Source organism: Campylobacter sp. LR264d (assembly GCF_008633895.1).
GTDB lineage: Bacteria > Campylobacterota > Campylobacteria > Campylobacterales > Campylobacteraceae > Campylobacter_D.
Window position 1 is genome coordinate 64,532 of record NZ_VJNT01000030.1, and the last position, 20,999, is coordinate 85,530.

A 20,999-nucleotide genomic window follows, 5' to 3' on the forward strand; every position below is an offset into this window, starting at 1 on the left:
AAATTAATTGTAAATTTCAAATATTTTGCCATGTTTTTCATAGTTTGAAATTTGACAAGGCTTATTATTTTCATCAACTATTACAACCCTTGGTTTAAAATTACTTGCCTCTTCTATGCTTAAATTTGCATAGGCCATAATTATAACCTTATCATTGTTTTGAACTAGCCTAGCAGCTGCCCCATTTAAGCAAATCATGCCCTCTTCATTTGTAGCTATGGTATAGGTTTCAAAACGAGCCCCTGTGTTAATGTTTACAACTTGAACCTTTTCATATTCTAAAATTCCACTTGCCTTTAAAAGCCTTTCATCTATGCTTATACTTCCCACATAATCAAGCTTGGCCTCCTTTACAACAGCACGATGAATTTTAGCCCTTAACATATTTATCATCATTTTAAATCCCTTAATAAAAAATTATCAATTAATCTTGTTTTGCCTATATAAACTGCAATCGCCCCTAAAATTTTATTCTGTATAAAATCAAATTCTTGCATGGTATCAGGGTCAACTAAGCTTATATAATCAATCTTAGCTAAATTTTCTTTTTCTAATTCTTTTTGCATAGCATTTTTAATTATTTTTGTATTTCTTTCACCCTTTAAAACTAAATTTTGCCCTAAAAAAATCGCCTTTGATAAAATTGTCGCTGCCTTTCTTTCGCTATCATTTAAATACACATTGCGCGAACTTTTAGCTAGATTATCACTTTCTCTAACTATAGGGCAAACTTCAATTTTCACATTTAAATTTAAATCCTTAACAAGTTGCTTAACCACTGCACATTGCTGGGCGTCCTTTTGTCCAAAATAAGCAATATTAGGTTCTATTATATTAAAAAGCTTAGTTAAAATAGTACAAACCCCTCTAAAATGCCCCGGCCGGCTTGTGCCACAAAGTGAATTTGTAAGGCTTGAATTAATATCAACAAAGCTAGAAAAATCACTTGGATACATATCTTTTTCATTTGGTATGAAAAGAATGTCCACGCCATTTTCTTCGCAAAGTTTTGTATCTTTTTCTAAATTTCTTGGATACTTAGCTAAATCTTCATTAACCCCAAATTGCATAGGATTAACAAAAATGCTTAAAACTAACTTATAATTTTTTTGACCTGCCCTAACTAAACTTAAATGCCCTTCATGTAAATAGCCCATAGTAGGCACAAAACCTATACTAAAGCCTTGTTTTTTCCACTGGATAATACATTCTTTCATTTTTGAAATTTCATTAATAACTTGCATTTTTAAACCTTAATAAAGCCTATCTAACCACTCATCATTTATATTAAAACTAAAATTTTCATCAGGAAAAACCCCACTTTTAACCTCATCTATATAAGCTTTTAAAGCTACTTGATAATCTTCATTTAAATTTGCATAATTTTTTACAAATTTAGGCTTAAAATTTGTATTAATGCCAAGCAAATCATGCCATACTAAAACCTGTCCATCAGCGTACTTTCCAGCCCCTATTCCTATAGTTGGCACGCTTAAAGAATGGGTTATTTTTTGCATAAGTTTTAATGGTACGCATTCTACTAAGACCATAAAAGCCCCTGCATCTTGTAAAGTCCTTGCATCATCTAAAATTTTTTGTGCACTTTGCATGGTTTTTCCTTGTACCTTGTAGCCACCCGTGTTATTTATGTTTTGAGGCATTAAACCAATGTGTGCTATAACCGGAATTCCTGCTTCATTTAGTAATTTAATAGTTTTTGCCATTTCAGCCCCACCTTCTATTTTAACGCCATTTGCCCTACCTTTTTTTATAAATTTAGTAGCATTTTTTAAGGCGTTTTTTTGTGAGCCTTGATAAGACATAAAGGGCATATCAGCCACGACAAAGGCATCTTTTGCACCCCTTGTAACTGCCCTTGTAAAAACTAGCATTTCATCAACGCTAATACTTAATGTATCTTCATAACCTAGCATAGCCATAGCTAAGGAATCACCAACTAAAATCATTTCTACCCCGGCAGTATCTAGGGCCTTAGCACTAAAATAATCATAAGCAGCGACCATAACGATTTTATTATTATCTTCTTTTTGCTTTTGCAAGGTTAGGATTGTATGTTTCATTTACTTTCCTTGAAAATTTAAAATTTCATAATTATATTTTTTTTTCGTAAAAATACAATAAAAAATATTTATTATTTTTGATTTATTATTTTTGATTATAATTTTAAAATTACAAAGGAGAAAGTATGAAATTTAAAAAAATGTTAAAACTACGGCATGCTTGTAAGCTTTTTGATGATAGAAAAATTTCACAAAAGGATTTAAAATTTATCTTAAAAAGTGGAGTTTTGAGCCCTAGTTCTCACGGTTTTGAACCTTGGAAATTTTTAGTCATTGAAGATAGTGAAAAAAACAAGGCCCTTAGCAAATGTTGTCAAAATCAAGAAAATGTCGCTACTGCAAGTCATAATATCATTATCCTAGCCAGAACTGATTTACAAAGCAAGGATGAATTCGCTCAAAGTCAAATTCGCCGTTTTACAGGAAGTAGCGAAGAAAATTTTCAAAGGGTGTTAAAAATTTACACACATGATACGGATTTAATGGATGAAAAAGAACTTTTTCATTTTTCTCAACTTCAATGCTACTTAGCTCTTATGCAAATGAGCTTAGCAGCTATGAATAAAGGCATTGATTCTTGTATGATAGGAGGATTTGATAAAAAGGCAGTTGATGAGTTTTTAAATTTAAAATACCCATTTCAAACAGCAGTTATATTGTCGCTTGGTTATAAGAAAAACGAGCCAAAGTACGCAAAAGTGCGTTTAGATTATAAAGATGTAGTGGAGTTTATATGAGTTTAGATATTTTTAAAACAAGATATTCTTGTAGGAATTTTAAGGATGAAAAGATAAGTAAAGAAAGCTTGAATCAAATTTTAGAAGTAGCAAGGCTTAGTCCTAGTTCATTAGGCTTAGAACCTTGGAAATTTATAGTGGTACAAGATATCAATAAGCTTAAAGAATTAAGCGTTATTGCAAATGGACAAGCCCACGTTGCAAAGGCAAGTGCTGTTATTATCATAGTTTCAAGGCTTGATTTTGCTAAATATTTTGAAAAAAGGCTAAGACAAAGAAAGATGAGTGAAGAAGATATTAACACTCGTTTAAAGCTTTATAAGCCTTTTTTAGAAAATATGAACGCCTTTGAAAAAATAAATTATGCAAGAGAACAAGCCCATATCGCACTAGCTAGTATATTATACGCTGCAAATGCCTTAAATATCGCAACTTGTACCATTGGAGGCTTTGATAAGGCTAAACTTGATTCTTATTTAAAATTAAATGTAAATGAGATGCAAAGTAGCTTAATGATAGCCCTTGGAATAAGCAATGATGAGAAAATTCCAGCTAAAATGCGTTTTGATTTTGATGAAGTGGTAGAGTTTATTTAAAGGGAAAAAATGAAATCATTATTAGATGATTTATAAAAAGAATTTAAAACGCTTAGGGGCATTGAAAATTATGTTTTAGATAATGATGAAAGATTATTTGATTTTTTACTTGAAAAATCACAATTTAAAGATAAATATAAAAAGGAATTCTTTAAAAACATTAATACTTTCATTTTTGAAAAAGAAAAATTCCTAAGCTTTATAGCTAGTAAAAGCTTAAATGAAAGCTATACTAGCTATATTAAATAAAATAGGACTTAGGACTAAAAAAGATAGCTACATTAAGCAAGATTCAAGAGTTATTCTAAATTTTGCTTATAAGGATTGCGTTTTAAAGGGTTCTCAAAGCAAGGATGAAAAAGATAAAAAATATACTGAAATTTTTTTCAATGATATAATCGCAAAAATTGATGTTTTGCTAAGTTCTAAGGTCTTTTATAATTTTGAATTGATTAACAAAGATTCTAATAATGAAGAGAGAGAAAATACAAACAAACTTAAAGAAATCTTAAATAGCTTTGAAAACAATAATTTTTTAAATTTACTCATAAAAGGCAATAACCTTTTAGCCTTACATTCTTTGAAAGCTAAATTTGCTAAACAAGTAAAATTAATATACATTGACCCTCCTTATAATACAAGCAATGACAGCTTTAAATATAATGATAAATTTAAGCATTCTACTTGGCTAACTTTTATGAAAAATCGCTTAGAAATTGCAAGGGAATTTTTAAGAGATGATGGGGTGATTTTTGTAAATATGGACTATAATGAAGTTCATTACTTAAAGGTTTTAATGGATGAAATATTTGGCAGAGATAATTTTCAACGAGAAATTATTTGGAGAATGGGTTTTGTATCTGGGTATAAGACCATGAAAAAGATTATAAGAAACCATGATACTATTTTGCTTTATTCTAAAAATTATAATAGTGTCAAATTAAATAAAATTCATATATAAAACAAAGATTTTAAAGAGATTTTACCACAATCTAAAGAAAATATAAAATTATTTAAAAATTATGAATTAGATGAAATAAGTATAAATAAAATTTTTTATCAAATTAATCATGAGATGCGTGGAGATAAATACTCCTTAGAGGATACTTGGAATTACAATAAATGGGATGAATTAGATAGTGTAGCAATAAAAAAACTCTGTATCACTTGATGAAGAAATTATTTTAGACAATAATAATGTAAATTTTAAAGGACAAAAACCCGAAGCCCTTTTAAAAAGAATAATAGAAATTTCAACACAAGAAAACGACCTAGTAATGGACTTTTTTGCAGGGAGTGGTACTACCTTAGCAGTAGCCCATAAAATGAAAAAAAGATATATAGGCATTGAACAAATGGATTATATTGAAAGTATCACAAAAGAAAGGCTTAAAAAAGTAGTACAAAGCGAACAATGTGGAGTTTCCAAGGCTTTAAATTTTAATGGTGGAGGTGAGTTTTTGTATTGTGAATTAATGCCTGTAAATGCTAAATTTAAGGAAAAAATAGACAATGCAAAAATAACGATGAGTTAGAACAAATTTTTAATGAGATAAAACAAAGGGCTTTTATTGATTATAGAGTAGACATTAAAAGGCTTAATGATGATGAATTTAAAAAACTTAGCTTTGATAAGCAAAAAGAAATTTTAAGAAAAATTTTAGATACAAATATGGATTATGTTTTGTATTCTGATATAGAAGATTGTAGCCTTGATATAGATGAGTTTATAAAAAAGATAAACGATAAATTTCAAGGATAAAAAATGGGTTGCAATTTACAAGAAAGCTTAAAAGAAAGATTTGGCACTAAGGGCCTTGAAGAATTAGAAATTCCAAAACATATAAAAGATAATTTAAGCAAAGATTTAAGAGAATATCAAACAAATGCCTTAAAATACTATCTAACAAATGAAGAAAGCTTTAAGAAAAATCACCTTTTTTTAATATGGCAACGGGCAGTGAAAAGACCTTGATAATGGCAGCTTTAATGCTTGATTGTTTTAAAAAAGGATATAGAAATTTTGTATTTTTTGTAAATTCAAATCCTATTATACAAAAAACAAAGGATAATTTTTGTAATCAAATTTCATCAAAATACCTATTTAAACAAAAGATTATGATAGATAATAAAATCGTTAAAATAAATGAAATTTCTAATCTACAAGAAAGCGATAACTCGGCTATAAATATCTATTTTACAACTATACAAAGCCTGCATTCTTTGTATAAAATTCCTAAGGAAAATAGCTTAACTTTTAATGATTTAAAAGAATTTGAATTTGTATATTTAGCGGACGAAGCACATCATTTAAACGCTGGGACAAAGGGTGTAAAAAATAAAAAAGAAAAAGAATTAAAAGAAAATTGGGAAAGCGTTATAACACAAGCTTTTCAAAGCAATAAAGAAAATAAAATGTTTGAATTTAGTGCAACTATACCAAATGATAAAAATGTACAAGAAAAATACGAAGATAAACTCATTTTTGAATATAATTTAAAGAATTTTTGCAAGGATGGTTATTCTAAACGCATTTTTATAGAACAATACCCTAATGATAATATAAATTTACGCTTTTTAGGGGCTATGTTGCTTAGTTTATATAGGGAATTAGTTTTACATAAATATAATAGAGAATATATAAAACCTGTAATTTTATTTAAAAGCAATACCATTTTTAAATCAAAAGAAAATCAAGCTAAATTTGAGGAATTTGTATCAAATTTAAAAGAAGATGATATAAAAAATTTTTATGATACATTAAATAACAATAATCTTTTTACAAGTGAAGAACTTTTCAATAAAAGTCCATATATTTTTTAAAGAATGTTTCAAGGATGAATATCTTTTAAAGCTTGTTGAAAGAATACAGCTTAAATTTAAAAAAGAAGTTATTATAAGTGTAAATGAGGATAAAAAAGATGAACCTTGGCAAGATGTTTTGAATAACCTTGAAGACAAAGACAATTATAAGGATAATTTTTGCTGTTAACAAGCTAAACGCGGGTTGGGATGTGCTAAATCTTTTTGATATAGTAAGGCTTGATAATAGTACAAAAGATACTACCTCGCAAGCCCAACTTATATGCAGGGGTGCTAGGTATTATCCTTTTTTAATATATAATTTTGATGAAAAATTTAAAAGAAAATTTGATAATGTGGCTATCACAGAAAAAGAACTTGTTTATCTTGAAAAACTAAGCTATCATAGCACAAATGATAGTGCTTTTATTAACGAACTTCAAAACGAACTTAGGCAAAAAGGTTTGATAGATTATATGCAAGAACATAAAAATACAAATTAATCCTACTTTAAAAGAAAAAATTAAAAATGAAAGAATTTATTTTGTAAACAATAAAAAATACGAGCTTAAAAGTAGCGAACGAAAGGCAAATAAAGAAAAATTAAAAAGTATATTAAAAGATGAAAAAATAGCATTAATAGGTGATAAAATTTTAGAAAGTGAGCAGTTTTTAAAATCTCAAAAAGCAAAAAGTAATGAAAGTTACTTTCCTAAAAAATTGAAGATTTTAATATAGAAGAAAGATTTTTTTTAAAGGCTATGAATATAATAGAACTTGAATTTAACGAACTTAAAAAGAATTTTAATTTTGAAAGCAAAGAAGAGTTTATAAAAGAATTTAAAACATACATAATACAATTTCACACAAATCAAAAAAAACACTTAAAAACTAATGGTAAACTCGAACTTGCAAAAGCAGTTTTGAACAAATTTAAAGACAACAAAGATAGGGTAATGGTCAATTATAAAATAGGAGATTTAAAAGTACATAAATTTGAGATTAAAGATAATCAAACTATATTGATAAGTAAAGAAACAAAAATAGTAAATAAAAATTATGAGTGGCTTTATTGCAATAAAATTATAAAAGATAGTGAGCTTGAAACTAAAATTTTAGACTATATAGAAAACAAAAAAAAGAATTAGATGATGTTTATGATACTTGGTTTGTATTAAGAAACGAACGTTTTAAAGAATTTACTTTATGTTGATATAGGAAAAGAAGTGGTTAAAGCAAGAGGTTTTGAACCTGATTTTATATTGTTTGCAAAAGAAAAAAAAATGGTGAATATTTTGGTGTTGAATGTATATTAGAGGTTAAGGGAGAAATTTATGAAGAAAAAGATAAATGGAAAGAAGATTTTATGAAAGAAAATAATCATAAGGAATTTAAAATTATTAATAATATCTTTGATTATAAAATACTAAAATTGCTTGGTTTATCATTTTTTAAGGTTAAAAATAATAATAATTTTGAAAGAGAATTTGAAGAATTTGTATTAAAAAATAACAATAAACTTAAAGGACTTTAAATTCCTTTCAGTTAAATATCCTTTTACCTTGCCAAAAGTTCTAAAACCAAATTTGCTTGGTGTGCTGCACAGATATTAACGCGAGGAGCCATTAAACCATTACCATGCCTAGCTGCATTTTTTAAATCTCCACAAACATAAAAATTTTGTGCAATTTTTCGCGTTTGAATAGAATTTGAATCCCCATATCCAGCAAGACCAGAGGCACAGATTAAAATTTTATCCTTAAAAATAGAATGAAAATTTTGTGCTAACATGGCCTTAGCCTGAGCACTATCAAAGGCCTCACAAACTATATCATCATTTATAAAAAGTTCTTTGATATTATCCTTTGTAACCCTTGTAGTATATATATTTACGCTTATAAAGGGGTTTATTTGCTTAATTTGAATTTGCAAAGCCTCGGTTTTAAACTTACCCAAATCATTAACTAAATAAGCTTGTCTATTTAAATTACTTGCATCAACTATATCAAAATCGATTAAATTTAAGTGCCCCACCCCACTTCTTGCAAGCATAATGGCTATGTTAGAACCAAGCCCACCAAGTCCACATATGCTAACACTTGCCTTTTTAAGCTTATCATGTAGTTTTGGCGTATGCCTTGCCCTCATCATAGCATCAAGAGCGTTTTCATCAGGCATAGTATTTTTAGGTATGCAAAAAAGCTCATCCCCCTCTTTCAAAGGCAAATTTTCCTTAGTAGCAAAGCCATTTACTATAAAAACATCGCTTTCATCCTTGCTTTGCGTTTTGAAAAAATCAAGGCTATTTTGAAACTGCGTCGTACATTCCTTGCCATTAAATTTAATACGCATCAACCACCTCCCACAAAATGCACAACCTCAGCTCTATCGCCTTCTTTAAAAACTAGGTCTTTAAACTCATCTTTTTTTATTATTTTGCCATTTAATTCTAAGGCTACAAATTCTTCCTTTAAGCCTCTTTGTGCTAAAAAATCCACAAATTTAAGTTCTTTAAAATCTAATTTTTCTCCATTAATTATCATTTTTATCCTTAAAAATTTTCTATTAAATCCTTGAAAATTAAACAAAGTTTTTCAAATTCATCAATGCTTACTCTTTCATCAACTGCGTGAATTCTATCATTACAAACGCCAAATTCAGCCACATTTACGCCAAATTGTGCAAAAAATCTCGCATCACTAGTACCTCCCTTTGTGTTAAGTTCAGGCACAACAGAGGTTATTTTTTGTACGCTTTTATTTAGAATTTGAACGATTTTATTTTGCGAATTTGTAAGAAAAGGCAAGGAACTTTGTTCTAAGCAAAGTTCGAAATTTAAACTCTCACAAATCTTTTCTACATAATTTTTAACATCTTCTATGCTAGTTTGACTAGAATTTCTCACATTAAACATTATTTTTAACTCACTTGGGGTTACATTGCTAAGCTCTAAACCCCCTCTTATATCGGTGATTACTATCTTTGAGGGGGCAAATTCAGCACTACCTCCATCTAGGTTAAAATCAGCCAAAAGCTTTAAAAGTGGGGCAAATTCATGCACTGGATTTATACATTTTTCAGGGTATGCTACGTGTCCTTGTTTTCCTTTTATACGCAAAATTCCATTTATAGAACCTCTCCTGCCTATCTTTATACTATCGCCTAATTCCTTAACGCAGGTAGGCTCAGCCACTATAGCAAAATCAGGCAATAAATCTTTTTCTTTTAAAAATTCCAATGCCTTTAAGGTACCAAATTTAGCCTCGCCTTCTTCATCGCTTGTAATGATAGCCGTTAACCTGCCCCCATTAAAACTAGCATTACTCATAGCCCATAAAAATGCTGCAAGCCCACTTTTCATATCTTGTGCACCCCTTGCGTAAATAAAGCCATCTTTTTCAACGGGCTTAAAAGGACTAGTATTCCAACAATCTCCTGGCGAAACCACGTCTATATGACCTCCAAAGGCTAGGTGTTCGCCCTCATCTTTAAACTTTTTGCTTAAAATTAAATTTCTAACCCCATTTTCATCAACAAAAAAGGCATCAAATTCGTTTAATTCTAAGGCTATAAAATTTAATGCCCCATCATCTTTTGGAGTGATTGATTTAAATTTTAAAAGCTCCATTAAAAGTTCTTTTGCATTCATTATCTTTTCCTAAAAAAAATTTTTGTATATTAGCATAATTGCGAAATATTCAATAATAATTGCTGAAACAAAATTTATAATATGTATAATTTTTGCCGTAAATAAGTGACTAAATTTACCCACAAAAAAAGATAGGCAAAATACCCAAGAAATAATGGCCAAAATCAATCCAAAAAACATAAAATTTGCGTGTTCATTTAAGGCACTAAGGGTTGCTACGCTTAGCCAAAAGCCTATTATGTAGGGGTTTAAAAGATTTAAAAATAAACCCTTGCTAAAACTTTTTAAAAGCCTTTCGTTTATGTTTTGACTTTGAATTTGTAAATTTTTTTGCTTACTTTTTAGCATTAAAAAGGCTATGTAGCTTAAAAAACAAAAGCCAAATATTGCTAGGGTTTTTAAAATATAATCTTGATTTAAAAATTTTAAAATTCCAAAGCTAAGCAAAAGAAAATAAATCATATCAGCACACATTGCCCCAAGCCCTAATAAAAAGGCGTTTTTAAAGGATTGTAATGCGTAAGTTAGTATTAAGATATTTAAAGGACCAAAGGGAACTGCTACTCCAAAACCTAATAACAAGCCATTTAATAATGCCTCAAGCACCTAAAAATTCCCTTATATCTTCTGAAATTTTAAGTATAGCCGTACTAGCATTTTCTTCATAAGCCTTATCAAAACATGATCTTAACTCGGCTATATCAAGGCCATTTAAAATGCTTTGTTCGCACATTCTAGCATAGCAATGAACGGGTAAAACGGTCCCACTTGTGCCAATTGCTATAAATAAATGAGTTTGTTCTAAGAGTTTGTGAAGTGTATTATAGGCCGGGGCTTGTTCTTCAAACATTATAATATTATGCCTTATATGCTTACTATCACATTTAGGACAGCTTTTGTCTTTATAACTTTCATAGCCTATATTAAAGATATTTTCACATTCTAAACAGCGAAGTTCGGGTAAAAAGCCATGTAAATGAATGATCTCCTTACAGCCTGCCCTTTCTAGTAAATCGTCTACATTTTGAGTTACTACAAAAAGATTATCTTTATAAGTATCTTTTAATTTGGCTATTACTTCGTGTGCCTTGTTTGGGACTACTTCTTTAAGTTGTGCCCTTCTTTCATCATAAAAATCAAGGACCTTGCTAGGATTTTTAGCAAAACCAGTAGCAGAACACACCTCCATTAAATCGTGTTGTTCCCATAAGCCTCCATTATCCCTAAAGGTTTTAAGACCACTTTCAGCACTTAAACCAGCACCACTTAAAATCATTACATTTTTCATTTTTAACTCCCCTTTTATTAAAAGTTGAAATTTTAGCATATTTAGCTTGAAATTTAACAAAAAATTAATAATAATTAAAAATATATTCTTTTAACAATTAGTTATTAAACATAAGGAATTTATATAAAGTTTTTGCTAAAAAGCACGATATAGGATTGAATCTTTTCAAAATATTGCTTAAAAGCCTAGCTTAGCTAGGCTTTTTTTTATGTCTATTTTTTAATCTATAAAAGGTATAATTACACAAAAATAAGGCTCAAATATGCAAGATATAATCATTAATTGCGATATGCTTGATTATGTAAAAACGCTAAAAAAACAATAGTATAGATTTAATCATTGCAGACCCTCCTTATTTTGAGATTAAGGGCGAGTTTGATTTTGGTGTTTTTAAAGATAAGAATGAGTATTTAGCTTGGTGTAAAAAATGGCTTATGTAGATGCAAAGAATTTTAAAGGATAATGGGACCTTGATATTATGGGGTGGGGTTGGACATAAACCACTTACCTTTGCAAGAGTGGCTATTATGATTGAAAATGAAAAATTATTTAAGATTAAAAACTGGATAACCCAAAGAAATAGTCGTGGTATAGGGACTAAGAAAAATTATATGTCAGCAAGGGAGGATTTTTTATTTTTAACAAAAAGCGAAAATTATACCTTTAATATCCCTTATACTAATGAAAAATCTACTAGAAAAGACTTAGGGGCTAATGGAAAGCCTAGAAAAAATACACATAAAAGGGTTTCTAATGTATGGGCTGATATAACGGAATCTTCTCAATAAAGCATTGAAAGGTGTGGCCATCCTACTATAAAAGCCCAAAAGCTTTGCGATAGGATAATTCAAACGCATTCAAATGAAGGAGATATTATCTTCATGCCCTTTGTATGAAGTGGAAGTGAAATAATATCTGCAATTCATAACAATAGAAAAGCCTTTGGCTGTGAAATAAATAAAGAATACTGCAAACTAGCAAAAGAAAGGATGAAGAAGTTTTTAAATGATTGACATAAAAGATATTATTTGTATTGATTGTGCTAAATTTAATATAAACGATAAAAATATACAAAAGATTACAAACCGTACACAAAACACTTGGCAAGAAAACAAATATAAGCTAACAAAGAAAAAAGATACTAAGCTTGGAAAAATAGCTGAATTTTGTGTTAATCAATATTTAAAAACTAATATAAAGACTCTAAATTTACTTAGTTATAATGATTTTAGAACAGATAATTTTAAAAAACACGCACCCTTTGATTGTCTTTTATTTAATGATAATGTAAATATAGAACAAATCATAAATAAAATAAATAATGAAGTAAGTAAGTTTGCTTATGGGAGTATAAACGATAAATTAAAATATGAGTATTTGCAAAATAAAATTTATATTTGTGAGATAAAATCAACTAGGATTAACAAAAGACATTTATTAAATAAAAAAAAATAAATTTTCAAGCTATTTTAAATGATGATTTTTTAACATATCCTAAATATTTAAGGATAGATAAAAACAATTTAATAAATAGCATTGAAGATTATAAAAACTATGTAAATAAAAGATTTAGTGTAAATATAATTAAATTTTAAAAATAGAACTTCAAAACATGGTCCATATTTATATAAGAGTTTACATAGATGAAATAAATAAAAAGGCTTATATTATAGGAATGATTAGCAATAAAAGCTTTAAAAATAATCTTACTATAAAACATATGAGACAAAAAAATAAAAGTGAAAATGCCTTATATTTGGCTACAAATTTAAAAAATGGAGTTTGTATAAAATTATTATCAAAATTAAGTTTTTAATTTTATCTAGTACGCACCCTATTTTTATTAAGTTTAATTGAAATTAATTTATCAAACCACACAATATTTTTATATAAATTTAACTCATTATTTTTTATTTGTGCTATTAATTCGTAATTTTTGCTATTATCATAGATAAAAACATTATCACAAAAGGAAGTAACTTTTAATAAATTTTGCATACTCTCATAATATCTTTTTTCTATCAAATTTGAAGCTACATTATGCTTACCCTTGCTAACTCTTATTTTTACCCTTTCTTTTGCAATATCTACGCTATTAACCCCCATAAAATACAAGATTATATTATAGTTTTTTTCTTTTAACTCATTAAATAATCTTAATATAGACTTGCCACAAAACGTACTTTCTTTATTAAAACTTAAATTATCATTAATATACATATCACGCATTTTTATGGCTATCTTTGAGGCCCTAATTTGAGTTTGTCTATCTCTTGGGTCGCCTATGCTTTAGGCTATCTCATCCACATTAGTTCTATATCCTAAATTTATCTTTTCTTCTTGCATTTTATAATATAAAGTAGTTTTTCCTGTCCCATTAACACCCCTAAAAATGCTAACTTTAAGCATAATTACTCCTTATAAATTTTTTAACGACTTCTGCCCTTAAAAGATAATTTTTTAGTTTTTAAATCCTTGCTTTTTTCTTTTAAAATGTTAAGGGCCAATTTGGCTTGTTCTTTAATAAAAGTTTCAAAGGCATTTAACCATTCATTACTAAGATTAAAAAGTTCATGTTTTTTAATCTTAAAATTTAAAAGTTGTTTTAAAGAATTTTCATGTCTAGGTCTAACATAAATTGAAAGTTGTTGTTTAAAAGTATAATTCATGCTAGTAGTATAGTTTTGTGCAATACTTAAAATATTTTTCAAATCCTGTGTTTGCATTAAATTTAACAAGACTAAGCCATTGTCAAAAATGGGGGCAGGTCTTAAAATTTCATTTGTATCATTATCAATAATCATTCCAAAATTTCCCAAATGCCTATCTGTATTGCCAATAATTGCATCAAAAAGCATTAAATTTTCAAAATTTTCCTTGCCAAAAATATCTTCAATATATTTTTCTTTTTTAAACGAAAATTTCTCTTTTCTTTCTTCTTTTGGCAAAAAATAATAAATCGGTACATAGCCTTCTTTTTCATTTGTAAATATAGGGCATGCACTAACTAATTCTTTATGAAATTCTTTTAAATCATAAAAAACATCATCAAATCCTAAAATTTTAGCTACTTGATAAGAATAATACTCGCTAAATACTTCTTTTCCTTGAAAATTTCCCTTATACAAATAAATTTTTTCATTGAGTCTATGCCAGCATTTTTTAAGCATGCCATTTGTAGTAAACTCAGGTGAAATAGTTAAACCACTTATGCTTTCATTTTCACCCATAAAAGCCACTAGTTCTAAAATTTCACTAAAATTATTTTCATAAAGATTATAATCTTTCCATTTATAATTTTTATCAAAGGGCGTAATCCAGTAAGTATCATTTAAGGATAAGCCAAAAGAAATATCTATATAAGACATAAAATTATTTGGGTTATAATCTTTATGTGCTTTTAAAATTTTATTTACAAAAGCCCTATTAGAAGGAATTTTTCTTTTTTCTATCCACTTGCTTATATTATCTTTGGTTAATTGAACTTCGTAATTTAAGGGTATAGGCAATAAATCTTTTTTTAAAACTAAAAAATTGACAATATGATATTCGATCCTAAATTTATCAATTTCTTCTTTTTTAATTTCAAATTCCAAAATATCGATATCTTTATTTTTTAATACATATCTCATTTTTCTAAACTTTGCATTAAGTCATTAATATTATAAAATGGTCCTTCAACCTCGCCATTTTCAATCTCCTTAATAGCCCTTAATGTATCCTTGCTAAACTTTTTAGTTAAAATTTTAGCTTTTTTAACTTGTTTTTGTATATTTTTTTTATTCATAATCTGTGTATTTACCTTCTTCCATAAATTGTTTTTTAACTCCTAAATTTTTAAAGTCATACTCAGTAATTACAGTATGTTTTAGATTTTTTATATCAAAAAAGCATCCTTTTCCTATCAAAATAGGATTAACTAAAAAAAGTTCTTAAAATAGGAACCTATGTTAAATTTTTTTGCTAATTTATCATTAAATTCATAAATTACTTCTTTTTCTAAAAGCCCTTTAAGACTTCTATAAAAAGAACTTTTTGACATATAACCCTTAACGCAACCTTTAAATGAAGTACCCGTTATAACAATACCTTGATAATTCATGCGATCTAAAATATTAAAAAACAATTTCTTTTCATTTTTATCTAAATAAATAGCATAAGTAGTAAGATTATCAATCAAAAGTTGTAAGAATTCGTCTCTTGTTTGTGCTTTTGTTATTATAACTTCACTTTTAGTCTCATAATCCATTTTATCCTTTTCCTAAATGTAGTTTTTAAAATTATAACAAAAACTTAAAATTTAAATTCCACTTTCCACTCGTTATTTATATTTTTTAAAGTAAATGTTTCGGTGGCTGTTTTGCCATTTGTTAAATTTAATTTTAAAACAATCTTAGCATTTTCTTTTTCTATTATTTCTTCTAAAACTTCCACACCCTTAATCTCGCCATAATGCTTAAAGCCCATATTTAATGCATTTACTAAAAAATCAATATCAGCGTCAATCTCTGCCTTTTCTAAGTTCTCAAATTTCTTATCGCCCATATACATTAAGGACTTTACCTTTTCATTGTCCTTATCTTTTATAGCAAAAAACATTTGAGAAGCTATTTCGCTAGGGTTAGCAAAAGAAAAATTTACAAAAAAGACTAAAAGAAAAAATCTAAATATTTTTAACATTAAATATCCTTTTTTTAAAAAAATATTATTTAATTTTCTTTAAATTTTTCTTTAATTTTTTAAAGATTAAGGAAATTTCACATTTTCTTTTAAATTCATAAAAAACCTTAAAAAAATATAAAAAAAATTTGTGAAAATATAAAGCTTAAAGTGCCTTTTTATAGGCATTTAAAAAGAAATTCACAGCGTGAAAAGGCTGTGAATAAAATGTAAAATTTCTTTAACTTAAAGGGAGTAAATTAGTGATTTTTAACCTTATCAAGCTTTGGAGCTATAACAAAACGACAATAAGCAGCATTTGGATTTTTCTTAAAATAATGTTGATGATAATCTTCTGCCTTAGTATAGCTTTCAAGCTTATAAAGCTTAGTAACTATAGGCTTAGAATAGCTATTTTGAGCGTTTTTTATAAAATCATCTATGATTTTTTTATCATCATTACTTTCATAAAAAATAGCCGAACGATACTGAATTCCAGCATCTGCCCCCTGTCTATCAAGACTAGTTGGGTCATGCATTTTAAAAAATAACTCAAGCACCTTATTAAGCGAAATTTTACTATCATCAAAGCTAATCTTTGCTACTTCTATATTGCCATCTCCATTACTTACTGATTTATAAGTGGGATTCATAGGTCCACCTGAATAACCAACCTCGGTATTTGTAACACCTTCAATAGTCTCAAAAACTGCCTCAACGCACCAAAAACAACCTCCTCCTAAAATTATACTTTTTTCGCTAGCATTTGAAATTCCAAGCATTAAAAGCACTCCTAAAATAATTTTTTTCATTATCTATCCTTAAAATATATTTAAAATCAAATTATATAAGTACTTTTTAAATAAAGACTAAATTTATACTTTTTTCCAAAAAATTTTACGATTTTTAATGGTATCTAGGTAAAGTTGATGATTTTTATCTAACATATTTTTATCATTTTCAAGGTGATAAATATGATAAGCAATGGCATAAAATTTAAGCCTATGAAAAAATCCACCATTAAATAAAAATCTTGCCACAAATTCACTATCTTCCCTGCCCCAGCCCTCAAAATTTTCATTAAAACCATCAATTGCGTTAAAATCGGCCTTAAAAAAGCTCATATTGCAAGTCTTACTACCTCTAACAATCTCTTTTTTATCAAAAAAATTAGCCTTAGTTTTTGAAAATTTATACATAAAAAAGGCAAGTATTTTACTTCTTAAAGCCTTTATATCCTTGTGCTTAAAAGCCAAAGTAAAATCATTTGTTTTTAAAATTTTATCGCTTTCATTTTCATTTAAAATAATCCTAGAACCTTGCAACAAAACGCCCTTTTGTGCAAATGCTAAATGGTCTTTTATAAATTTTTTTTCTAAAATCATATCCCCATCGATTAAAATTATATATTCATTTTTTGCTGCTTTTATGGCTAAATTTCTACTTTTAGCTGCACGAAATCCCTTATCTTCTTGCCATACATGCTTTAAAGGACAAGAAAAATCTAGCATAAATTTATTTATAAGTTCTTTTGTATCTTCCTTGCTTCCATCATCTGCGATTATTACTTCATTGGGGGAAGGTGTTAAATTTTTTACAGAGTTTAAAACTAAATTTAATCTTTCTTTTTGATTGTAAGTAGTGATTATAAGAGAGGTTTTAGGAATGCTTAATTCAAAGGCTTTCATGTATTTAAACACCCCTCCCAGTGCATTACAAAATGAGATTATAAAACCCTTATAGCCATAGCAAATTCCCTTTTTTAAAAAATAATGCTTAAAAAAGGTAAAAGCACCATGATTTAAAGCCTTTATAGGAGTTGATTTTTTATGTAAATTTTGCTGCGCCCATAGGGTTGAGTACTTTTGCATTTTAGTAATCAAATGTGAAATATCATTAAAAGCATAGTGAATAAGGGAAGTTTTAAGATAAATTTTTTGCGTTTCTTTTGGTAAAATAAGGCTTTCATGCACTAAATTATCATTAAATTTGCTAAAATTTTTATTAAAAATTCTAAATACAAAATCAGGATCCCACCCACAAGCCTTTATCCACTCATTTTTATAAAGATTTTTTCTAGGCAAGGCTACAATAGAATTTATATTTAAATTTATGTTTTTAAGCTCGTCTAAACTTTCAAGTATCTCATCACTATCAATTAAAAAAATCCACTCATTTTTAGCCTTTGAAATGGCTAAGTTTTTTAAGGGGCCAAAGCCTATAAATTCGCTTGAAAAAAGTTGTAAATTCTTATAATTTTGTCTAAATTCTTCTATAAGTTCTATGGTTTTATCATCGCTTTGATTATCAACTATTACAATCTCACCAAATTCCTTAACCGAATTTAAACACCTTAAAATATGGTTTTGGGCATTTTTTACTATCATGCAAACTGAAATTTTACTTAAATTCATTGTCTCTCTCGTAAAGTTTTTTATCAAATCTCCTATGAAAGAAAAAATACTCATCAGGCTTAAATTTAATCATTTCTTCACAACACCTTGCTTGATAAAGAGTTAATTCTTCTATATTATGATTTGTACTATCCATAGTCTCAAAGCTTTTTATATGATATTTATTATCTTTTTGATATATAAAACAAGCAATCATTAAGGCATTTGTTTTCTTAGCTATAACACTAGCTGCCATGAAAAAATTTACTTCTTGGCCAAAAAATTTTATTTGTAAGCCCTCGGTGTGTGAAGATTGCTGGTCTGTTAAAAGGGCTAACATTCTATTATTTTTCAAGGCTTTTAGCATTTGTTTAACGCTTGTGCCACTTTTTTTATCTATTAATTCTATGCCAAACTGAATTCTATTTTTACTTAAAATTTTATCCATAACCTTACTATCAAGTCCCCTGCTAACTACTGAAATAGGACCAAAATTTACTGCAAAGGCTAAAGAACCAAGCTCCCAATTTCCATAATGGGCTGTTGTTAAAATGAGTGGTCTTTTTGAATTTAACGCCTTTTTAATGCTTTCTTCATCATCAAAAACTACTTTTTTTAATACTTTTTCCTTTGTAGTGTTTTGATTTTGCAAACAATCTATACCAAAATTTGCAAAATTATTATAAATTTTAAAAGAAAGTTTGTTTCTTGCTTTTTTGCTTAAATCCTTAAAACAAATTCTAAGATTTATATCAATTATGCGTCTGTGCTTTTTATCAAGCAAAAATACCACTTTTGCAACAAAATAAGCTAGAAATTTTAGTATGAAATTTGGCAAAATGCTAACTATAATTTTAAGCACATAATAAGTGCCTAAATAAAGCCTATCTATCATTGTCATATAAAATTTCCTTAGCTAAGTCATAAATATCTTTTTCGTTTATGTTTTCTATGCAATTATCATTTTTATCGATATGATATGCATCAATATCCTTTTTTCCAGCATTTATGCTTTTATTAATATGAGTTTTAAAAAAATTTCTTGCACTTGGCGTTGGTCCAAAAATGGTAATTGAGGGCTTATTCATAGCAAAGGCCAAATGAGTTGGACCGCTGTCATTTCCTATTACTAAGCTTACTAATCTAGTTAGGGCTATTAATTCTTTCAAATTTAATCTTGGCAAAATTTCAATTTGTCCATTAAGCATACTTAACTTTAAAACTTCCTTGCTAAAATTAAGTTCTTTTTCACTTCCATGACAAAGCCAAATTTTTATATTTTTATCATCGCAAAGCAAAGTACAAAGTCTAGCTAAATTTTCTTTTGGGTAAATTTTATTTTCAACGCTAGAACCCACATGAATTAAGATATTTTTTTGACTCAAATTTAAATTCTTAGCTAATCTTTCTTTGATACTCTCATCTGCTTCAAAAACGCTTTGTTTAAAAATGATATTTTTTGGCTCAAAATCAGCATTTAAAGCAAAGGCAACAAGGCTTAGGTATCTTACATAGACATTTTCACTATAAGATAAATTTAATTTTTGATTATAAAAGCTATGGGCTAGACTTTCTTTTAAGCTTTTTGCATCAAAGCCAAAACTATTGCGACTTAAAATCCTTGAAACAAGGGCTGATTTTATAAGACCTTGCAAATCTAAAACGCTATTGTATTTATTTTTCCTAGCATTAAATAAAATCTTAAAGCTTTTAAAAATTTTTTTATCCTTTAAAGGCAGGGCGTATAATTTATCAATCAAGGGGTGATTTTCTAAAATTTCTTTAAATTTTTCATCAATAAACCAATGAATTTTTATATTTGGATTATTTTTTTTAATAAAATGCAAAACGATAGCACTTTGGATAATATCACCAAGTGCAGATAAACGAACTATTGCTATTTTCATGCATACCTAATTTTTATAATTTTTTGCTATGATTTTAACAAATTTTTTTAAAAAAAGGGTAATGAATGATGCAAAACAATATAGAATATATTTGCGTTTTTGATTGTGAGACAATCCCTGATACAACGCTTATTAAAAAAATTTATGGCTTTGATGGTGATGATTTAGAAATTAGCCAAATGGCTCAAAGTGTGCAAAAAGAAAAAACAGGCAGTGAGTTTTTACCCATTCCCTTTCATAAAATAGTAAGCATTTGTGCGGTAATATGTGATAAATTTGGTCGTTTTATCAAGGTTGATAACATAAATGGGGAAAATGAAGAAGAAATGGTAAAGAATTTTTTTCACTTTGTTAATAAACGTAGGCCTCGCCTTGTTAGCTTTAATGGGAAGGGTTTTGATATGCCCGTGCTTATTTTAAGGGCATTAAAATACAATGTAAAGGCACATGCTTACCTTGATACTAGCGAAAAATGGAATAATTATAGAACAAAATATGCAGAAAATAAGCATTGTGATTTATTAGAAATTTTAAGCAATTTTAATAGTAGTGGACGAATGACACTTGATTCTATTTGTTCTATGGCAAATTTACCTGGAAAATACGATATAAGTGGCGATAAGGTAATGGAACTTTACTATAACAACAAACTTGATAAGATAAATGAATATTGTGAAAGCGATACACTAAATACTTACATGCTTTTTTTAAAATATGAATTTATCAAGGGTTATGTAAATGAAGAAGATTATATGAATTATCTTTTTAAAATGAGTGAATATTTGCAAAAAAATAAAAAAGAAAGGGGCTATACGGAAATTTTTGTTAAGGCTTGTGAGAATGAGATAGAAAGGATTAAGACCTAATTTAAAAATTTATTTTAAAAT

The 20,999-nt window shown here is 27.8% G+C and carries 27 protein-coding genes and 2 pseudogenes; 12 read left to right on the top strand and 17 right to left on the bottom strand.

Features of this window, described 5'->3' with window-relative positions; all coding sequences use genetic code 11:
- Positions 1-3: 3 nt before the first annotated feature.
- The 3 genes from panD to panB are packed head-to-tail and all read right to left on the bottom strand — an operon-like array spanning position 4 to position 2,081.
- Positions 4-396: an aspartate 1-decarboxylase gene (gene panD / locus FMM56_RS06715; protein WP_150141569.1), complete on the bottom strand. Its 393-nt coding sequence runs from the start codon at positions 394-396 to the stop codon at positions 4-6.
- Complete coding sequence (panC, locus tag FMM56_RS06720) at positions 393-1,244, bottom strand: pantoate--beta-alanine ligase (RefSeq protein WP_150208133.1); 852 nt, start codon at positions 1,242-1,244, stop codon at positions 393-395. The genes panD and panC overlap by 4 nt, the downstream gene beginning before the upstream one ends.
- Before the next feature lie 9 nt (positions 1,245-1,253).
- Positions 1,254-2,081 carry a 3-methyl-2-oxobutanoate hydroxymethyltransferase gene (gene panB, locus FMM56_RS06725; protein ID WP_150208136.1) on the bottom strand — a complete coding sequence of 276 codons (828 nt, stop codon included), beginning with the start codon at positions 2,079-2,081 and terminating at the stop codon, positions 1,254-1,256.
- A gap of 125 nt (positions 2,082-2,206) precedes the next feature.
- On the opposite strand from panB, the gene FMM56_RS06730 reads away from it, so the two are divergent.
- The 8 genes and pseudogenes from FMM56_RS06730 (at position 2,207) to FMM56_RS08775 (ending at position 7,750) form a co-directional block, all read left to right on the top strand.
- Positions 2,207-2,818 carry an NAD(P)H-dependent oxidoreductase gene (locus FMM56_RS06730; RefSeq protein ID WP_150141563.1) on the top strand — a complete coding sequence of 204 codons (612 nt, stop codon included), beginning with the start codon at positions 2,207-2,209 and terminating at the stop codon, positions 2,816-2,818.
- The gene (locus FMM56_RS06735) at positions 2,815-3,414 is read left to right on the top strand and encodes a nitroreductase family protein (protein WP_150141561.1); all 600 of its coding nucleotides are present in this window, start codon (positions 2,815-2,817) and stop codon (positions 3,412-3,414) included. Before FMM56_RS06730 ends, FMM56_RS06735 begins: the two co-directional genes overlap by 4 nt.
- A gap of 60 nt (positions 3,415-3,474) precedes the next feature.
- Positions 3,475-5,176, top strand: a pseudogene (locus FMM56_RS09050) (DNA methyltransferase).
- Positions 5,177-5,179: 3 nt separating this feature from the next.
- Entirely contained in the window at positions 5,180-5,389 is a 210-nt protein-coding gene (locus FMM56_RS06755; RefSeq protein WP_150151967.1) for a hypothetical protein, read from the top strand.
- On the top strand, positions 5,362-6,237 hold the full coding sequence (locus tag FMM56_RS06760; protein WP_150151964.1) for a DEAD/DEAH box helicase family protein: 876 nt from the start codon (positions 5,362-5,364) through the stop codon (positions 6,235-6,237). The genes FMM56_RS06755 and FMM56_RS06760 overlap by 28 nt, the downstream gene beginning before the upstream one ends.
- 128 nt (positions 6,238-6,365) lie before the next feature.
- Entirely contained in the window at positions 6,366-6,719 is a 354-nt protein-coding gene (locus FMM56_RS06765) for a hypothetical protein (RefSeq protein WP_150141558.1), read from the top strand.
- 258 nt (positions 6,720-6,977) lie between these two features.
- Positions 6,978-7,364 carry a hypothetical protein gene (locus FMM56_RS06770; RefSeq protein WP_150208138.1) on the top strand — a complete coding sequence of 129 codons (387 nt, stop codon included), beginning with the start codon at positions 6,978-6,980 and terminating at the stop codon, positions 7,362-7,364.
- 218 nt (positions 7,365-7,582) lie between these two features.
- Positions 7,583-7,750, top strand: coding sequence for a hypothetical protein (locus FMM56_RS08775; protein WP_190319033.1), 168 nt, complete (start codon positions 7,583-7,585; stop codon positions 7,748-7,750).
- Positions 7,751-7,773: 23 nt separating this feature from the next.
- Here the strand turns inward: FMM56_RS08775 and thiF are convergent, their stop codons facing one another.
- The 5 genes from thiF to FMM56_RS06795 are packed head-to-tail and all read right to left on the bottom strand — an operon-like array spanning position 7,774 to position 11,153.
- Entirely contained in the window at positions 7,774-8,568 is a 795-nt protein-coding gene (thiF, locus tag FMM56_RS06775) for a thiamine biosynthesis protein ThiF (protein ID WP_150208140.1), read from the bottom strand.
- Complete coding sequence (gene thiS, locus FMM56_RS06780; RefSeq protein ID WP_150141551.1) at positions 8,568-8,759, bottom strand: sulfur carrier protein ThiS; 192 nt, start codon at positions 8,757-8,759, stop codon at positions 8,568-8,570. The genes thiF and thiS overlap by 1 nt, the downstream gene beginning before the upstream one ends.
- Positions 8,760-8,767: 8 nt before the next feature.
- Positions 8,768-9,865 carry a succinyl-diaminopimelate desuccinylase gene (dapE, locus tag FMM56_RS06785; protein WP_150141549.1) on the bottom strand — a complete coding sequence of 366 codons (1,098 nt, stop codon included), beginning with the start codon at positions 9,863-9,865 and terminating at the stop codon, positions 8,768-8,770.
- A gap of 9 nt (positions 9,866-9,874) precedes the next feature.
- Complete coding sequence (locus FMM56_RS06790) at positions 9,875-10,471, bottom strand: LysE family transporter (protein WP_150208143.1); 597 nt, start codon at positions 10,469-10,471, stop codon at positions 9,875-9,877.
- Positions 10,464-11,153: an SIR2 family NAD-dependent protein deacylase gene (locus tag FMM56_RS06795; RefSeq protein ID WP_150208145.1), complete on the bottom strand. Its 690-nt coding sequence runs from the start codon at positions 11,151-11,153 to the stop codon at positions 10,464-10,466. The genes FMM56_RS06790 and FMM56_RS06795 overlap by 8 nt, the downstream gene beginning before the upstream one ends.
- Before the next feature lie 338 nt (positions 11,154-11,491).
- On the opposite strand from FMM56_RS06795, the pseudogene FMM56_RS06800 reads away from it, so the two are divergent.
- From FMM56_RS06800 to FMM56_RS06810, 3 genes and pseudogenes are all read left to right on the top strand, one after another.
- Positions 11,492-11,941, top strand: a pseudogene (locus FMM56_RS06800) (DNA methyltransferase).
- 217 nt (positions 11,942-12,158) lie between these two features.
- Positions 12,159-12,608: a hypothetical protein gene (locus FMM56_RS06805; RefSeq protein ID WP_150208150.1), complete on the top strand. Its 450-nt coding sequence runs from the start codon at positions 12,159-12,161 to the stop codon at positions 12,606-12,608.
- A 157-nt stretch (positions 12,609-12,765) separates the two neighbouring features.
- Positions 12,766-12,969, top strand: coding sequence for a hypothetical protein (locus FMM56_RS06810; protein WP_150141539.1), 204 nt, complete (start codon positions 12,766-12,768; stop codon positions 12,967-12,969).
- A gap of 2 nt (positions 12,970-12,971) precedes the next feature.
- Here FMM56_RS06810 and FMM56_RS06815 read toward each other — a convergent pair whose 3' ends face one another.
- The 9 genes from FMM56_RS06815 to waaC all read right to left on the bottom strand — a co-directional run bounded on the left by FMM56_RS06815 (position 12,972) and on the right by waaC (position 20,112).
- On the bottom strand, positions 12,972-13,382 hold the full coding sequence (locus FMM56_RS06815) for a hypothetical protein (protein ID WP_223810459.1): 411 nt from the start codon (positions 13,380-13,382) through the stop codon (positions 12,972-12,974).
- Between the two features lie 200 nt (positions 13,383-13,582).
- Entirely contained in the window at positions 13,583-14,785 is a 1,203-nt protein-coding gene (locus FMM56_RS06820) for a transcriptional regulator (RefSeq protein ID WP_150208152.1), read from the bottom strand.
- Positions 14,782-14,940 (bottom strand): hypothetical protein, encoded by a 159-nt coding sequence (locus tag FMM56_RS08780; protein WP_190318977.1) that lies wholly within the window; start codon positions 14,938-14,940, stop codon positions 14,782-14,784. The genes FMM56_RS06820 and FMM56_RS08780 overlap by 4 nt, the downstream gene beginning before the upstream one ends.
- Before the next feature lie 132 nt (positions 14,941-15,072).
- A complete protein-coding gene (locus FMM56_RS06825) occupies positions 15,073-15,402 on the bottom strand; it encodes a hypothetical protein (protein WP_150141535.1) in 330 nt (109 codons plus the stop codon).
- Between the two features lie 44 nt (positions 15,403-15,446).
- Positions 15,447-15,833 (bottom strand): DUF4878 domain-containing protein, encoded by a 387-nt coding sequence (locus tag FMM56_RS06830; RefSeq protein WP_150206350.1) that lies wholly within the window; start codon positions 15,831-15,833, stop codon positions 15,447-15,449.
- 239 nt (positions 15,834-16,072) lie between these two features.
- Positions 16,073-16,594 (bottom strand): peptide-methionine (S)-S-oxide reductase MsrA, encoded by a 522-nt coding sequence (gene msrA / locus FMM56_RS06835; RefSeq protein WP_150141675.1) that lies wholly within the window; start codon positions 16,592-16,594, stop codon positions 16,073-16,075.
- Between the two features lie 93 nt (positions 16,595-16,687).
- A complete protein-coding gene (locus FMM56_RS06840) occupies positions 16,688-18,226 on the bottom strand; it encodes a glycosyltransferase family 2 protein (RefSeq protein WP_150208154.1) in 1,539 nt (512 codons plus the stop codon).
- Complete coding sequence (locus FMM56_RS06845; RefSeq protein WP_190318976.1) at positions 18,213-19,106, bottom strand: lipid A biosynthesis lauroyl acyltransferase; 894 nt, start codon at positions 19,104-19,106, stop codon at positions 18,213-18,215. Before FMM56_RS06845 ends, FMM56_RS06840 begins: the two co-directional genes overlap by 14 nt.
- Complete coding sequence (gene waaC / locus FMM56_RS06850; protein WP_150206343.1) at positions 19,090-20,112, bottom strand: lipopolysaccharide heptosyltransferase I; 1,023 nt, start codon at positions 20,110-20,112, stop codon at positions 19,090-19,092. The genes FMM56_RS06845 and waaC overlap by 17 nt, the downstream gene beginning before the upstream one ends.
- A gap of 68 nt (positions 20,113-20,180) precedes the next feature.
- Between waaC and FMM56_RS06855 the strand changes: the two genes are divergently transcribed.
- Positions 20,181-20,978, top strand: a complete 798-nt coding sequence (locus FMM56_RS06855; RefSeq protein WP_150208179.1) for a 3'-5' exonuclease — start codon at positions 20,181-20,183, stop codon at positions 20,976-20,978.
- Positions 20,979-20,999: the final 21 nt, after the last annotated feature.

Coding starts and splice junctions, on each gene's coding strand:
- panD (WP_150141569.1), bottom strand. CDS start 396: ATGATGATAAATATGTTAAGGGCTAAAATTCATCGTGCTGTTGTAAAG.
- panC (WP_150208133.1), bottom strand. CDS start 1,244: ATGCAAGTTATTAATGAAATTTCAAAAATGAAAGAATGTATTATCCAG.
- panB (WP_150208136.1), bottom strand. CDS start 2,081: ATGAAACATACAATCCTAACCTTGCAAAAGCAAAAAGAAGATAATAAT.
- FMM56_RS06730 (WP_150141563.1), top strand. CDS start 2,207: ATGAAATTTAAAAAAATGTTAAAACTACGGCATGCTTGTAAGCTTTTT.
- FMM56_RS06735 (WP_150141561.1), top strand. CDS start 2,815: ATGAGTTTAGATATTTTTAAAACAAGATATTCTTGTAGGAATTTTAAG.
- FMM56_RS06755 (WP_150151967.1), top strand. CDS start 5,180: ATGGGTTGCAATTTACAAGAAAGCTTAAAAGAAAGATTTGGCACTAAG.
- FMM56_RS06760 (WP_150151964.1), top strand. CDS start 5,362: ATGGCAACGGGCAGTGAAAAGACCTTGATAATGGCAGCTTTAATGCTT.
- FMM56_RS06770 (WP_150208138.1), top strand. CDS start 6,978: ATGAATATAATAGAACTTGAATTTAACGAACTTAAAAAGAATTTTAAT.
- FMM56_RS08775 (WP_190319033.1), top strand. CDS start 7,583: ATGAAAGAAAATAATCATAAGGAATTTAAAATTATTAATAATATCTTT.
- thiF (WP_150208140.1), bottom strand. CDS start 8,568: ATGCGTATTAAATTTAATGGCAAGGAATGTACGACGCAGTTTCAAAAT.
- thiS (WP_150141551.1), bottom strand. CDS start 8,759: ATGATAATTAATGGAGAAAAATTAGATTTTAAAGAACTTAAATTTGTG.
- dapE (WP_150141549.1), bottom strand. CDS start 9,865: ATGAATGCAAAAGAACTTTTAATGGAGCTTTTAAAATTTAAATCAATC.
- FMM56_RS06795 (WP_150208145.1), bottom strand. CDS start 11,153: ATGAAAAATGTAATGATTTTAAGTGGTGCTGGTTTAAGTGCTGAAAGT.
- FMM56_RS06805 (WP_150208150.1), top strand. CDS start 12,159: ATGATTGACATAAAAGATATTATTTGTATTGATTGTGCTAAATTTAAT.
- FMM56_RS06810 (WP_150141539.1), top strand. CDS start 12,766: ATGGTCCATATTTATATAAGAGTTTACATAGATGAAATAAATAAAAAG.
- FMM56_RS06815 (WP_223810459.1), bottom strand. CDS start 13,382: ATGCGTGATATGTATATTAATGATAATTTAAGTTTTAATAAAGAAAGT.
- FMM56_RS06820 (WP_150208152.1), bottom strand. CDS start 14,785: ATGAGATATGTATTAAAAAATAAAGATATCGATATTTTGGAATTTGAA.
- FMM56_RS08780 (WP_190318977.1), bottom strand. CDS start 14,940: ATGAATAAAAAAAATATACAAAAACAAGTTAAAAAAGCTAAAATTTTA.
- FMM56_RS06825 (WP_150141535.1), bottom strand. CDS start 15,402: ATGGATTATGAGACTAAAAGTGAAGTTATAATAACAAAAGCACAAACA.
- FMM56_RS06830 (WP_150206350.1), bottom strand. CDS start 15,833: ATGTTAAAAATATTTAGATTTTTTCTTTTAGTCTTTTTTGTAAATTTT.
- msrA (WP_150141675.1), bottom strand. CDS start 16,594: ATGCTTGGAATTTCAAATGCTAGCGAAAAAAGTATAATTTTAGGAGGA.
- FMM56_RS06840 (WP_150208154.1), bottom strand. CDS start 18,226: ATGAATTTAAGTAAAATTTCAGTTTGCATGATAGTAAAAAATGCCCAA.
- FMM56_RS06845 (WP_190318976.1), bottom strand. CDS start 19,106: ATGACAATGATAGATAGGCTTTATTTAGGCACTTATTATGTGCTTAAA.
- waaC (WP_150206343.1), bottom strand. CDS start 20,112: ATGAAAATAGCAATAGTTCGTTTATCTGCACTTGGTGATATTATCCAA.
- FMM56_RS06855 (WP_150208179.1), top strand. CDS start 20,181: ATGCAAAACAATATAGAATATATTTGCGTTTTTGATTGTGAGACAATC.